Raw genomic sequence first — 12,748 nt, 5'->3', positions numbered from 1 at the left:
TAGGTCAGAGAAATGGTTTTCAATCATCGCTCTAGACCGGACAGAGACGGCCGCGATCGCCATGGCTGATGATAGCCTCCCCTCTTTCTCGTTTCCAGCCACTCATCGCCGGAAAGTCTCCGCCGCCTTTGACGGGGCCAGGCTGACATCGGACGGTGGCGTGCTCCTTCTCACGCAGGCAGATTGCCGTCTGGACGTTGCCGGACAGCTTGCTCGTTGCGTTGGCGATCCGCGAGGTCCGGACCCTGTCATCCATAGCCTCGGCAGGATATTGCGCACCCGGATCTTGGCCATCGCCTGCGGCTACGAGGACGCCAACGATCTCGACACGCTACGCCACGACCTCGGGTTCAAGTTGGCGCCGGGTAAGCTGTCGGATGGACCGATCGGTCTCGCCAGCCAGCCAACCATGTCGGGCTGGGAAAATGCGCCGACGACGCGCGAAATCGTCCGCCTGTCCGGTGCGCTGGTCGACATCTATTGTGCGAGCTACCCCCACTGGCTGCGGCGGTCACACTCGACATCGACGATACCATCGACGTCGTTCACGGCATGCCGCAGCTATCCTTTTGGGATGGCATCATGGCGAGCGTTGCTTCCTTCCGATCCATGTCTACGCCACGTCGACCGGGCGCTCAGTCGCGATGTTCCTTCGCACCGGCAAGACGCAATCCAGCGCAGAGATCGCCGGCCATATTCGTCGGCTCATCCGTCGCGTCCGCCGCCACTGGCGTCACACCCACGTCACCCTGCGCGACGATGGCCATTATGGCCGTCCAGAGCCGATGGCGTGGTGCGAAAGGAACGGTGTCGATTATGTCTTTCGACCGCCGGGCAATGCCCCTCTGCATGCCGATCCCGTCATCGTCACCGAAGCCGAGCAGTTGCGCCACTGATCTGCGATCCGTGGCGACAGCCAGCTACGGCAATATCCCGAGGCCCGATATGCGGCGAAAAGCTGGGGTAAGACCAAACGCCGCGTCGTCGCGCGTATCGAGGTCAGCACTCTCAGTCTCGATATCCGTTTCGTCGTCACCTCGCTGGCCAAAGGTAGCGCGGAACATATCTACAACGTCCTTTATTGCGCACGTGGTCAGGCCGAAATGTGATCAAGTTGCACCAGTCCCAGTTTAAGAGCGACCGGACCTCCTGCCGCTTGCCTAACGCCAACCAGATGCGGGGCTCGTCCTCCACGCCGCTGCATACTTGCTGATATGGGCTCTCCGCGAACCCATGGCCGCCAGAAGCCCTCTGCGCACCGCCGAATTCGCCACCATCCGCGTGCGCTTGCTCAAGATAGCCGCACGGGTCATCGAAACCGCCAGCCGCATCAGCGTCGCCTACGCCAGCGCAGGCCCTGATGCCTCGATCTTGCATCGCATAGCCCTCACACTGCGCGCCGCCGGACCGTGATCAGCGCGGCCGTGCCGCTCCGCCATCCCTTCCAACCGCGCAAGCCTCGAAGATCCGCGATGAAAATGGCGCATCGATAACCCGCGTCTGAGACCCATCGCTCTGACAAGGCCGCACCGCTCCCCAACTTATGCCCACCTCGGTGAATAGGAGCGGTTAGATTGTGCTGCGTTTAGGGCTGATCTGCACAAGAGACGGGTGGAGGCTCAGGCGATGCGGATACGCCATACAGCATCACCTGTATCCCCACATTTCACGGAATAGCCACCAGTCTTACCGCATAGATATAGCTTTTTTCCAGAGGATGCCATACCATCGCATGGCAGCCGGGGATGAGAATGAGCCTTCAGATCAAAAGCATTGTATCTGCGCTGTCCGTTTTCGCGATGCTGTATGGGCAGCGGGCTTTCGCAGCCGTGGCGAGTGATCCGCAGGGCTCCGGTGTCTTGGTCTCGGCGGTGAGCTGGCTGCAAGGGACACTGATGGGAACCGTAGCCACAGTTGTGGCGGTGATCGCGATCGCGGCTGTTGGCTTCGGCATGCTCACTGGACGCATCAATTGGCGTCATGGGGCTGTCGTAGTGCTGGGCTGTTTCATCCTGTTCGGCGCGGCTAGCATCGTCGGGGGTATCCGCGCGGCGGCGACCGCAGGGCAGTATTGATCTCTCGTGTCCGGCAGCGTTCGCCGTGACACGGTCTTTGTCGCACTCACGCGGCCGCAGATGTTTGCCGGGGTCACCTATAGCTTTTTCGTGATCAACGGCATCCTCTGTGCCGAGCTTTTCCTGATTTTTCGGTCCGCTCTGGCGTTGCTGGCTTGCGTGGCAGTCCATCTCGCGGGCATGGTGCTGTGTCGGCACGAGCCGCGCTTTCTCGACCTGTGGATCCTGCGCGTGAGCCGGTGCCCACGGGTGCGCAATCATAAGCTGTGGCAATGCAACTCCTACCGCCCCTGACGGCCAATCCCAAAGTCATTGCGCGCGAGGCATCGGCGGGCGTGCATCTGCCCTATGGGCGGCATGTCGACGATGTCACGATCGAGACGCGCGATGGGCTGCTGATGCAGACAATCCGCCTGGGTGGCTTGCTGTTCGAGACGGCCGACGCGCAGGACATCAACTATCGCGCGGAGATGCGCGACGCGATGCTGCGCGCGATCGGATCTTCGCGCTTTGCGGTCTACCACCATGTCGTTCGCCGCAAGGTTCAGCCCGATCTGGACGCGCAGTTCGGTGACGCGTTTTCCAAGAATCTCCACGCGTGCTGGAGTAATCTGCTCGAAACCCGCGAGCTTTACGTCAACGAGTTGTTCCTCACGATCGTGCGCCGCCCCGTCCGTGGGCGGCTTGGCATGTTTGAGCGCCTGGGTGGAATCTTGCGGCGGCAGACTCAGGCGGACGGTGCCAGCGCTCAAGTCGCTGGCGAAGTGCGACAGCTCGATGCTGCGCGCGATGCCTTGATGGCGGCTCTATCCAGCTACAGTCCCAAATTGATGCGGGTTTACGACACGCCAGACGGCTTGCGCTCTGAGCCGCTGGAATTCATCTCCTGTCTCTACAACGGCGATCTGCGCCCTGTCGGTCTGCCGCACGGCGACGTCGGACATTACTTGCCCAATCGCCGGGTGAGCTTTGGCCAGGATGCGTTCGAGCTGGGCCAGGCCGGGGACCAGGCGCGGCTGTTCGGCGCGGTGGTATCGATCAAGGATTACCCCGGGCAAAGCATGCCGGGCATGTTCGACGAGCTCTATCGCCTGCCCTTCGACATAACGGTCAGCCAATCTTTTGCCTTTGTCGATCGGCAGGAAACCCTCGGGCGGATGAATCTGGCGCTGCGGCGCATGCGCTCGACCGAGGATGAAGCGGTCAGCCTACGCGAGGAATTGCGCGTGGCCAAGGACGACGTGGCCGCAGGCCGGGCGACCTTCGGCGAGCATCATGCGACGATTGTGCTCTATGCCGAGAACCTGGCCACGCTCGACAAGCAAGTGGCCGAAGTGCTAGCGGTACTGGGCGATCTCGGCATGGTCGGCGTGCGCGAGGATATCGCGCTCGAACCGACGTTCTGGGCGCAATTCCCTGGCAATTTCCGCTATATCGGCCGGCGTGCGTTGGTCTCAGCGCGCAACTATGCCGGGCTTGCCAGCCTGCACAATTTTCCTGTCGGCCAGGCCAGGGGTAATCACTGGGGCGATGCCGTCACGCTATTCGAGACGACGGCGGTCGGCCCCTACTTCTTCAATTTCCACCAGAACGACTTGGGTAATTTCACCATCATCGGCCCCTCGGGCTCGGGCAAGACGGTCGTGCTCAATTTCCTGCTCGCCCAATCGCGCAAGTTCGCGCCGCGCATTATCTTCTTTGACAAGGATCGCGGCGCCGAACTGTTCATCCGCGCCATTGGTGGGCAATACGATCAATTGCGGGCTGGCTTGCCCTCGGGGCTCAATCCGCTGCAATTGCCCGATACGGCGGTCAACCGGGCTTTCCTGACGGAATGGATCACGCTGCTAGCCGGCGGGATCGACGCCGAGGAAGCCGAAGCGGTGCGCGCGGCGATCGACGCCAACTTTGCCCAACCGGCAGAATTCCGGCGACTGCAATATCTGGTCGAATTGTTCCGCGGCTATGCCCGTCCGCATGCCCGCGATCTGTGGTCCCGCCTGCGGCCCTGGTGGGGCGATGGCGAGCGCGCCTGGCTATTCGACAATCCTGAGGATCGCACCGATCTTGCAGCTGAAACGGTTGGGTTCGACATGACCGCGATCCTCGACGATCCGGTGCTGCGCACTCCGGCATTGCTCTACTTCTTCCACCGCGTGGAAGAGCGGCTCGACGGCTCGCCGGCGATTATCGTGGTCGACGAGGGCTGGAAAGCGCTGGACGACGAAGTCTTCGTGCGCCGCATCAAGGATTGGGAAAAGACCATCCGCAAGCGCAACGGCATCGTCGGCTTTGCCACGCAAAGCGCACAGGATGCCCTGGAAAGCCGTATTGCTAGTGCAATCATCGAACAGGCGGCCACACAGATATTCATGGTCAATCCCAAGGCGCGGGCCGAGGATTACATCGGCGGCCTCGGCCTGACCCAGCACGAGTTCGACCTGATCCGCGCCATGCCCGACAGTCAGCGCTGTTTCCTGATCAAGCATGGCAATGACAGCGCGGTGGCGCGGCTCGAGCTCTCCGGTGAGAAGGATATCCTGACGATCCTGTCGGGCCGGGAAGCCAATGTGCGCCTGCTGGATGCCTTGCGCAGCGATCTGGGCGACGATCCGCAGGATTGGCTGGCGCCGTTGCTGGAAGGGGCGGCCTGAGCGATGGCCTGTCCTTCCGTCAACACCGGCCAGCAGTTCCTGTCCTCGATGCTGGCGCATGTCGATTGCCAGGCCACGACTCTAGGCTCGATTGGATTTCAGTCCCTGGCTCAACCGGGGGGGCTGGGACAAACGGTCATTACGGCTTTGCTAACTTTGTTGATCGCGACCTTTGCGGTCCGTTTGCTGGCAGGTCGTGGCGTGTCTGGGAGTGACTTGATCGGAACGTCGCTCAAGGTTGGTATTGCCCTGACGTTGGCAGCCAGTTGGCCGGCTTTTCGCATCGTAGTCTACGATCTGGTGCTGCATGGCCCGGCCGAACTCGCCGCTGGTCTGCATGCGGACAACCAGTTGCCCGGCATGGGGCAGGGCATGCCCATGCGGCTCCAGGCGGCCGACGACGGGATCATGGCGCTGACCACGCAAGGCACGGGGCGCGAAGTCTATGCCCCGGTTGTGGACGGCGGCACGACGTTCAAGGCCATTGCGCTCGACGACCATCCGGCTCTGGGTTGGGCGCGGGTGGCCTTTCTGGTCGGCACGCTGGGACCGCTGGTGGCCATTCGTCTGGTCGCGGGACTGCTCCTTGCGTTGGCCCCGGTCATGGCCGGAGCCTTGCTGCTGGGAGCCACGCGCGGGCTCTTCGCGGGCTGGGCGCGTGGGCTGGTCCTATGTTTGATCGGATCACTCGGACTCACGGTGGTCTACGCTGCGGAACTCGCCGTGCTGGAGCCCTGGCTGGCAGGGGCCCTGCAATTGCGCGGGGCCGGCTATGCGACACCCGCCGCGCCCACCGAGCTGCTGGTCATCACCCTGTCGTTTGCCATCGCGGCGCTCCTGCTGGTTAGCATTCTGGGACGCGTGGCGTTTCAGCGTGGCTGGGCCGATATGCAACCCGCCGATGCCCTGCAGACAAGAGCGCAATTTTTCGGCTCGTCCTTTTTCGGTCAGCATGACCGGACCGCAGACCGCGTCCGCATAAGCGATAGCCCTGCCCTCGTAGCCTCAGAGGGTGGCAGTTTGAGCAGCGGCAACGGGACATCGCCAGCGCGCGTGCCGATCCTGGTCGAGCGGGAACGGAGCGCAACAGGTGCCGGCACCGGAGACCCGCAACCACTGCGTGCTGGTGAACCCGCACTTGGAGAAACGTACCGGCGCGCCTCGCGCCGCGTCACGGCCGCAGGTCAGCGCCGAGATGGGAAACGATGAAACCGGAACGCAAGAAAGATCTGGACGCCTATTATCGCGAGGCGGCGACCTGGGCGCAGGATCGCGATGCAAGTGATCAGCGTTCGCGGCGTATCGCGTGGTGGGTGGCCGGCGGCGCTTCGTTCATCGCCATTGCCGAGGCCTTTGCCCTGGTTGCCTTGGCTCCGCTCAAGACCGTCGAGCCCTATACGCTGCTGGTCGATCGCCAGACCGGCTATGTCGAAGCGCTCAAGCCGCTGGAGCGTCAATCAATTGCCCCCGATGCTGCGCTGACGCGGTCCTTCCTGGTGCAGTATGTGATCGCCCGAGAAAGCTTCGATCTGGGCAGCATCAAGGCCAACTACCGTAAGACCGCACTGTGGTCGGCGCCCGAAGCGCGCGCCACTTATGTCGCCGCTACCCAGGCGACCAATCCCAACAGCCCCTTGGCCACACTGCCACGCACCGCGCAGATCGAAGTGCTAGTGAAAAGCGTGTCATCGCTCGGTCCAGCTACATCGCTCGTGCGTTTTCGCACGCACCGGGTCGACCTGGCGGCTTCTGCCGCAGCGGATCAGGATTGGGCGGCGGTGATTAGCTATCGCTATTCGGGTGATCCGATGACGGTGCAGGACCGCCTGATCAATCCGCTAGGCTTCCAGGTAACGCGCTATCGACGCGATGCCGAAAGCATTCCCGATGCGGCACCTGCCGCGCTGGCGGCGCCTGCTATAACGACCGCACCAGCAGCTTTGCCGGTTGCCCAGCTGACACCCGGAGCGCCACCCGCCTCAGCGCCGCCTGTCATTCCGATGGCAAAGGCCGGCGCGTCGGCGAAGAAGCCATGAGCACGCGCGGCGCCCTATGCATGCTAGTGCTGGTGCTGGCGGCGCCAATCGACGCCTATGCGCAAGCCCGCGCATGGCCGGTGCCAAGTGCCGGGGACTCTCGCGTCCAGACGGCCATCTGGCATCGCGATGAGATGATCCATGTCCGGGTTGGCTCGGCGACGCCGCTGACCATGCAGTTCGGTCAGGATGAGCATATCACCAACGTGACAATGACCGATGCGAGGCCATGGACGGTGAACGTGGCGCGCGACGCGGGTAGCCTCACGGTTCGGTTTTTGCCCAACGCCGTCATGACCAGCATGATCGTGCGCACCGATCGCCGAACCTATCTGCTCGAGCTGGAGCCCAATGAGGCGTTCGCGGCGGTCATGCTGCGCTTTTCGGTGGTTGCCAATGCATCGCCGCCGCCTGTGCAATCGCAGGGACAGTTTGCCCCGCAAGCTCAGTTTCTCCCGCAATTGCAGGCTGCGAGCGCCAAAGCGGCTGCGCAGCGCTATCGCGTGACCGGCAATAAAGCGCTTTGGCCCGATTCCATCTCCGATGATGGTCAGCACACCTATATCCGCTGGTCGGAAGACAAGGCGCTGCCGGCCGTCTTCGCCGTGGATGAAACCGGTCGCGAAATGACCATTGATGGTTTTATGCGCGATGGTGCCTACACGATCGATCGGGTCTGGCCTGAGTTGGTGTTTCGGATAGACCGGCACAAGGCCGTGGCCGTGCGGTTAACCGCACCCAAGCCCAAGGCAGGGGGGAATGCCAATGGCCACTGACGACATCCGGCCACAGGTTGCGGTGCGGACCGGCGATCTCGGCCTCTGGGCATTCGGCGCTGCGGCATTGATCGGCGGCGGTATGCTGTTCATGACGCTCGACGCGCATCGCCAGGCGCTCAACGCGCCGGCGACTCTCGCTTCCCCGCAGGACGTGGCGGTGCCTGGAACTGCGGTTCCCGATCTACAGGTGCCCTATCCCGAGCCACAACCGGCGCTACTCGCGGCGATGCCTCCAGCAACGATGATGCCCATCGCGGCCGCTCAACCAACAACTCTTCCCACATCGCCATCAGTCGTTGCGGCGACGCCTTCACGGATGCGATTGGATAACGCGCCGTTGCCCCCGCCGATTGCGTATGGCTCCGGCGGTCCATCATCCACTGGCCCGACCACTGTGTTTGATGCCCCGCCGCCACCGCCCAGCGCACCTTCCACTCCATCCACACCGGCGGAAGGTGCCAGCCCGACCAGCGGTCCTGAGCGCGTCAAGGCCACCCGCCTGCTCAATCCGGCCACCACCGTCACGCAGGGCTCGGTGATCCAATGCGTGCTGGAAACGGCCTTGGACACAACCAAGCCCGGCTTGGCCCGCGCCATCGTCTCGCGTGATGTGCGGGGCTTCGATGGTACACAAGTGCTGGTGCCGCGTGGCAGCCGTCTCATCGGCGAATATCAGTCTGATGTCGCCAGCGGGCAAAGCCGCGCCTTGATCCACTGGACGCGCTTGATCCGTCCCGATGGCGTCACGATCGCGCTGCAATCACCGTCGGCCGATACGCTAGGCCGCGCTGGGGTCAAGGGCAAGGTCAATAGCCACTTTCTCGAGCGCTATGGGGGGGCAATCCTGCAATCGGCGCTTAACGTGGGTATGAACGTCGCCACCAGCAAGCTGGCCGACGGCACCTACATCGTCGGCTGGCCAGGCGTAAGTACGCCAACAACCGGCACGACTGGCGGTGCGAATGTGCGGAGCACAGTGACAGTCAAGCAGGGGGCGAGCGTTTCTGTGTTCGTTGCCCGTGACCTGGATTTTTCGTCGATCGACGAGAAGCCGTGACATGCGCGCGCGCGCTGGCCACTACCTGACCGCGTCGCTGGCACCGCTGGCGCCGTTCCTCAACCAGAACGACGTGACCGACATCTATGTCAATCGTCCGGGCGAAGTATGGACCGAAAGTCTCGGCGGCAAAATCGTGCGGCACCAGGTGAAGGATCTGGACGAGGCGTCGTTGCTGCGCATGGCACGGCAGGTGGCGGCCTGGTCGAACCAGGGCATCAGTCGCGAGCATCCATTGCTGGCCGCGAGCCTGCCCGATGGTTCGCGCATTCAGGTCGTGATGCCGCCGGCAACGCGTACGGGCGTGGCATTAGCCATTCGTCGCCACGTCATGCAGAGCCTAACGCTCGATGATTATCCCATGGTCGGTGGTCCCCTGCCAAGTCGCTTAGAGCAGACGACGGCGTCTGACGGGGGCCGCGAAGTTGGAATCGATCACTCAGGCCAACTGCGGCGGGCCGTCAAAGCCCGGAGAAACATTCTGATCTCCGGCGGGACATCGACGGGTAAGACGACATTCCTCAACGCACTTATACGGGAGATCGATAGCAAAGAGCGCTTGATTGTCATCGAGGACACACCGGAAATCGCCTTGGGTCAGCCCAACAGCCTTGGATTGCTGTCAGCGCGCAACGAGTTGCGCGAAGCGGCCGTGAGCACAGACGATCTACTCAATGCGGCGTTGCGCATGCGCCCGGATCGCATCATCGTAGGGGAACTGCGCGGTAGTGAGGCTTATACGTTTCTACGCACCGTCAACACCGGCCATCCCGGATCGATGAGCACGATCCATGGTGACAGTCCGGAAGGAGCAATCAAGCAACTCGCGCTCCTAATTCTCCAGACCGGCGCACGATTGAACTGGGAGAATATCGTCCATTATGTGCAATCGACCGTCGACGTGATCGTGCAACTCGATCGCGTGGCGGGGCAGCGGCATATCTCCGCCATTTGGAGCAATCGGCCATGAACGCCGGAACCGAGTCACTGTTTGAGCCGTCACACACTCAAGCTTTTGGCGTCGTAGCAGATTGGCTGCAGGAAGTGCTGTCTGGCAGCTTGGCAACGGCGTTGGGTATTGTAGCGATAAGCTTGGTCGGGCTATCTCTGTTTCAGGGAAGGCTGCCGTTGAAGCACGTAGCTTTTGTTGCCCTTGGCGTATTCCTGTTGCTGGGCGCACCGATGATCAGCGCCGGTATCGTCGGCAGTTTGCCCCCGGCGTTGCCTGCCATCACAAACACAACGGTCGCACCGGCACCTGCGATTCCCCAAAACAGACCTACATTGTCTCCTAATCCATTCGATCCCTACGCTGGAGCTTCTGTTCCGATGCAATAAGTCGAGCCATGTCCATCCGACTTCTTCGTTGGCACCTAGTCACATTCGCAGAGGGCTCGAATGGGAACGACTTTGGGCCCACCCCACTGATGGTAATTGGCTCGACCGGCGACGTGCTTTGCGTGGTGAATATCTGCATGGAATTTCGCCATTGCAAAACGGAGGATGTCCTGTCTCTATGGTTACCTATTGGCAATTCGTCGTGCATCTGGGGCGGCCCATCGATCCAAGCAATAGTAGGGGTACGATTAGGGGTATTGCTCCAAACTTCGGAAATATTGTTACGAAAAATCAATAGCTTTTAGATTTGTGAATTGCTGGGCAAAATCCTGCCCCCGCAACCATCTTACACTTCACACACATAACAACAGCCCCGGCCAAACAAGGCACGGGGCCTTTCTGGCGTCTGGCGCACCTCCTGCTGCGTAACCCGCGCAAGACACGATTGCCGACCACCCCATGATATCGTATACGATCTGGCAGCTAAGCAGGATCAGGACGACGATAGATGGCAATCGGTTGGAAGGGCGTGTTCCCGGCAGTCACCACGCAGGTTCGCGAAGACCTGTCGATCGATTTGGCCGACACCCAGCGCGTGGTGGACGACCTGATCCGCGACGGGGTTACCGGGGTGATCGCGCTGGGCACCGTGGGGGAAAACAACTCTCTCGAATTCGACGAGAAGGTCCAGGTTCTTTCCGCCATCGTGGAAGTGGTCGATGGCCGCGTGCCGGTGATCACCGGCTGTTCGGAATACGACACCCGCCGCGCCGTGCGCTATGCGCGGGCTGCGCAGAAGGCTGGGGCGGATGGCGTGATGCTGCTGCCGCCGATGGTCTATGTGCCCAAGCCGCACGAACTGGTCGCCCATTTCCGGGGCGTTGCGCAAAGCATGGACCTGCCGATCATGCTCTACAACAACCCCCCGGCCTATCGCACCGTGATCGACAAGGATGTGCTGGCGGCCCTGGTCGAGGTGGACAACATCGTGGCGGTGAAGGAATCGGCGCCCGATACCCGTCGCTTCACCGATTTCCGCAATGCCTTCGGCGATCGCTACGTGCTGTTTGCCGGCTTGGACGACGTGGCGCTGGAAGGCCTGTTCCTGGGCGCGCAGGGCTGGGTGTCTGGCCTGACCAATGCCTTTCCCCGGGAATCGGTGGAACTGGTCAATGCCATGCAGCGGGGAGACCATGCCAAGGCCCTGGAAATCTATCGCTGGTTCATGCCGTTGCTGCATCTCGATGCCGAACATGACCTGGTCCAGTCGATCAAGTTGGCCGAGCAGGTGATGGGCCGTGGTTCGGAACGGGTGCTGCCGCCGCGCTATGTGCTCGAGGGTGCACGCCGCGCCGAAGTGATTGCCATGGTCGAAAAGGCTGCTGCCACCCGGCCCGATCTGACCCCGACGCGCGCCGAACCCGTGCTGGCCTGAGCGGGCGGCGATGCGCCACACGTTCTTTTGCATCGATGGGCACACGGCCGGCAATCCCGTGCGCCTGGTGGCGGGTGGAGCGCCGCTGCTCAAGGGCGCGTCCATGTCGGAACGGCGGCAGGATTTCCTGGCGCGCTTCGACTGGATCCGTACCGGTCTGTGCTTTGAACCCCGCGGGCATGACATGATGTCGGGCGGGTTTCTCTATCCGCCGGTCGATCCGGCCAACGACATTGGCATCCTGTTCATCGAGACCAGCGGATGCCTGCCGATGTGCGGCCATGGCACGATCGGTATCATCACGTTTGGCCTGGAACATGGGCTGATCCAGCCGGCGGTGCCTGGCCGCCTCAAGGTGGAAGTGCCAGCGGGCACGATCGAGATCGCCTACCAGGCACAAGGCGCCAAGGTCACGTCGGTGCGGATCACCAATGTGCCATCCTATGTGGCGGCGCGGGGCATAGCCGTGGAGGTGGAGGGCATCGGCGCGCTATCGGTCGATGTGGCCTATGGCGGCAACTATTACGCCATTGTCGAGCCGCAGGGCGCCTATACCGGCCTGGACGACCTGGGCGCGGCGCGGATCGTGGCGCTGTCGCAACGCGTGCGCGAGGCTGTGCGCGCGCAGTTCGAGCCGGTGCATCCGCTCGATCCCACCATTCGCGGTGTCAGCCACGTGTTGTGGACCGACCAGCCCAAGCATGACGGCGCCGATGGGCGCAATGCCGTGTTCTATGGTGACAAGGCGATCGACCGCAGCCCCTGCGGCACCGGCACCTCGGCGCGCCTGGCGCATCTGGCGGGGCAGGGCAAGCTGGGCGTGGGCGATACCTTCGTGCACGAAAGCTATATCTGTTCGCGCTTTATCGGGCGGGTGGAGCAGGCAGTGACATTGGGCGACCAGCCCGCGATCATCCCTTCGATCGAGGGATCGGCTGTGGCGACCGGCTTCAATACGATCTGGATTGACCGCGATGATCCATTCGGGGCTGGTTTCCAGGTTACCTGAGTGAATGTGCCTGGCGCGGGATGCGCGCAAGGGGGAGTGGCGTCGTCGTGGCGGTGATCGGAATTGTCGGTGGCGGCGTGGTCGGCCTCTGTGCGGGGATCGCGCTGGTCGACGCCGGGCACAGCGTCACCATCATCGATGACGATCGCCTGGGCCAAGCCGCATCGTGGGGCAACGCCGGGCATATCGCGACTGAACGGGTGGAGCCACTTGCGTCGCCTGCCACCATCCGCGCCTTGCCCGGCCGGCTGTTTTCCCGGGGCGGGCCGCTGGCCTTTCCGCCGGGCGCCATCGGGCGATGGCTGCCGTTCGGCCTGCGGCTGATGGCAGCGGCGCGCCCGGCGCGCTTTCATGCCGGCTGTGCG

General features: G+C 62.6%; 12 protein-coding genes and 1 pseudogene. All 13 read left to right on the top strand.

Annotated features, from left to right (window positions below):
- The first annotated feature begins 61 nt into the window (after positions 1-61).
- Positions 62-1,413: pseudogene (locus H926_RS30245) on the top strand (IS1380 family transposase).
- A 338-nt stretch (positions 1,414-1,751) separates the two neighbouring features.
- The gene (locus H926_RS0123350; protein WP_043611228.1) at positions 1,752-2,075 is read left to right on the top strand and encodes a TrbC/VirB2 family protein; all 324 of its coding nucleotides are present in this window, start codon (positions 1,752-1,754) and stop codon (positions 2,073-2,075) included.
- Positions 2,076-2,135: 60 nt separating this feature from the next.
- Positions 2,136-2,369 carry a type IV secretion system protein VirB3 gene (locus H926_RS0123345; protein ID WP_051146493.1) on the top strand — a complete coding sequence of 78 codons (234 nt, stop codon included), beginning with the start codon at positions 2,136-2,138 and terminating at the stop codon, positions 2,367-2,369.
- Positions 2,348-4,729: a VirB4 family type IV secretion/conjugal transfer ATPase gene (locus H926_RS0123340; RefSeq protein ID WP_022678387.1), complete on the top strand. Its 2,382-nt coding sequence runs from the start codon at positions 2,348-2,350 to the stop codon at positions 4,727-4,729. The genes H926_RS0123345 and H926_RS0123340 overlap by 22 nt, the downstream gene beginning before the upstream one ends.
- A 3-nt stretch (positions 4,730-4,732) precedes the next feature.
- Entirely contained in the window at positions 4,733-5,938 is a 1,206-nt protein-coding gene (locus tag H926_RS30240) for a type IV secretion system protein (protein WP_022678386.1), read from the top strand.
- Positions 5,935-6,765 carry a virB8 family protein gene (locus H926_RS30235; protein WP_022678385.1) on the top strand — a complete coding sequence of 277 codons (831 nt, stop codon included), beginning with the start codon at positions 5,935-5,937 and terminating at the stop codon, positions 6,763-6,765. The genes H926_RS30240 and H926_RS30235 overlap by 4 nt, the downstream gene beginning before the upstream one ends.
- Positions 6,762-7,541 (top strand): TrbG/VirB9 family P-type conjugative transfer protein, encoded by a 780-nt coding sequence (locus H926_RS31300; RefSeq protein ID WP_022678384.1) that lies wholly within the window; start codon positions 6,762-6,764, stop codon positions 7,539-7,541. The genes H926_RS30235 and H926_RS31300 overlap by 4 nt, the downstream gene beginning before the upstream one ends.
- Entirely contained in the window at positions 7,531-8,601 is a 1,071-nt protein-coding gene (locus H926_RS31295) for a TrbI/VirB10 family protein (RefSeq protein WP_022678383.1), read from the top strand. Before H926_RS31300 ends, H926_RS31295 begins: the two co-directional genes overlap by 11 nt.
- Before the next feature lies 1 nt (position 8,602).
- The gene (gene virB11 / locus H926_RS0123315; RefSeq protein WP_022678382.1) at positions 8,603-9,571 is read left to right on the top strand and encodes a P-type DNA transfer ATPase VirB11; all 969 of its coding nucleotides are present in this window, start codon (positions 8,603-8,605) and stop codon (positions 9,569-9,571) included.
- Positions 9,568-9,939 (top strand): TrbC/VirB2 family protein, encoded by a 372-nt coding sequence (locus tag H926_RS32045; protein WP_082209327.1) that lies wholly within the window; start codon positions 9,568-9,570, stop codon positions 9,937-9,939. The genes virB11 and H926_RS32045 overlap by 4 nt, the downstream gene beginning before the upstream one ends.
- Positions 9,940-10,447: 508 nt before the next feature.
- Positions 10,448-11,374 carry a dihydrodipicolinate synthase family protein gene (locus tag H926_RS0123310; protein WP_022678381.1) on the top strand — a complete coding sequence of 309 codons (927 nt, stop codon included), beginning with the start codon at positions 10,448-10,450 and terminating at the stop codon, positions 11,372-11,374.
- A 10-nt stretch (positions 11,375-11,384) separates the two neighbouring features.
- Positions 11,385-12,383: a 4-hydroxyproline epimerase gene (locus tag H926_RS0123305; RefSeq protein WP_022678380.1), complete on the top strand. Its 999-nt coding sequence runs from the start codon at positions 11,385-11,387 to the stop codon at positions 12,381-12,383.
- 47 nt (positions 12,384-12,430) lie between these two features.
- Positions 12,431-12,748 (top strand): FAD-dependent oxidoreductase (locus H926_RS30220; protein ID WP_043611213.1); only part of this gene is annotated, 318 nt, incomplete at its 3' end.

This window comes from Novosphingobium sp. B-7, assembly GCF_000410615.1.
Lineage (GTDB): Bacteria > Pseudomonadota > Alphaproteobacteria > Sphingomonadales > Sphingomonadaceae > Novosphingobium > Novosphingobium capsulatum.
The sequence above is the reverse complement of the archived record's forward strand: the minus strand, read 5'-3'. Positions and strand labels throughout refer to the sequence as shown.

What these genes read in the sequence shown, in the direction of transcription:
- H926_RS0123350 (WP_043611228.1), top strand. Translation starts at nt 1,752, where the DNA reads ATGAGCCTTCAGATCAAAAGCATTGTATCTGCGCTGTCCGTTTTCGCG.
- H926_RS32045 (WP_082209327.1), top strand. Translation starts at nt 9,568, where the DNA reads ATGAACGCCGGAACCGAGTCACTGTTTGAGCCGTCACACACTCAAGCT.
- H926_RS0123345 (WP_051146493.1), top strand. Translation starts at nt 2,136, where the DNA reads ATGTTTGCCGGGGTCACCTATAGCTTTTTCGTGATCAACGGCATCCTC.
- H926_RS0123340 (WP_022678387.1), top strand. Translation starts at nt 2,348, where the DNA reads ATGCAACTCCTACCGCCCCTGACGGCCAATCCCAAAGTCATTGCGCGC.
- H926_RS0123310 (WP_022678381.1), top strand. Translation starts at nt 10,448, where the DNA reads ATGGCAATCGGTTGGAAGGGCGTGTTCCCGGCAGTCACCACGCAGGTT.
- H926_RS30240 (WP_022678386.1), top strand. Translation starts at nt 4,733, where the DNA reads ATGGCCTGTCCTTCCGTCAACACCGGCCAGCAGTTCCTGTCCTCGATG.
- H926_RS30235 (WP_022678385.1), top strand. Translation starts at nt 5,935, where the DNA reads ATGAAACCGGAACGCAAGAAAGATCTGGACGCCTATTATCGCGAGGCG.
- H926_RS0123305 (WP_022678380.1), top strand. Translation starts at nt 11,385, where the DNA reads ATGCGCCACACGTTCTTTTGCATCGATGGGCACACGGCCGGCAATCCC.
- H926_RS31295 (WP_022678383.1), top strand. Translation starts at nt 7,531, where the DNA reads ATGGCCACTGACGACATCCGGCCACAGGTTGCGGTGCGGACCGGCGAT.
- H926_RS31300 (WP_022678384.1), top strand. Translation starts at nt 6,762, where the DNA reads ATGAGCACGCGCGGCGCCCTATGCATGCTAGTGCTGGTGCTGGCGGCG.
- virB11 (WP_022678382.1), top strand. Translation starts at nt 8,603, where the DNA reads ATGCGCGCGCGCGCTGGCCACTACCTGACCGCGTCGCTGGCACCGCTG.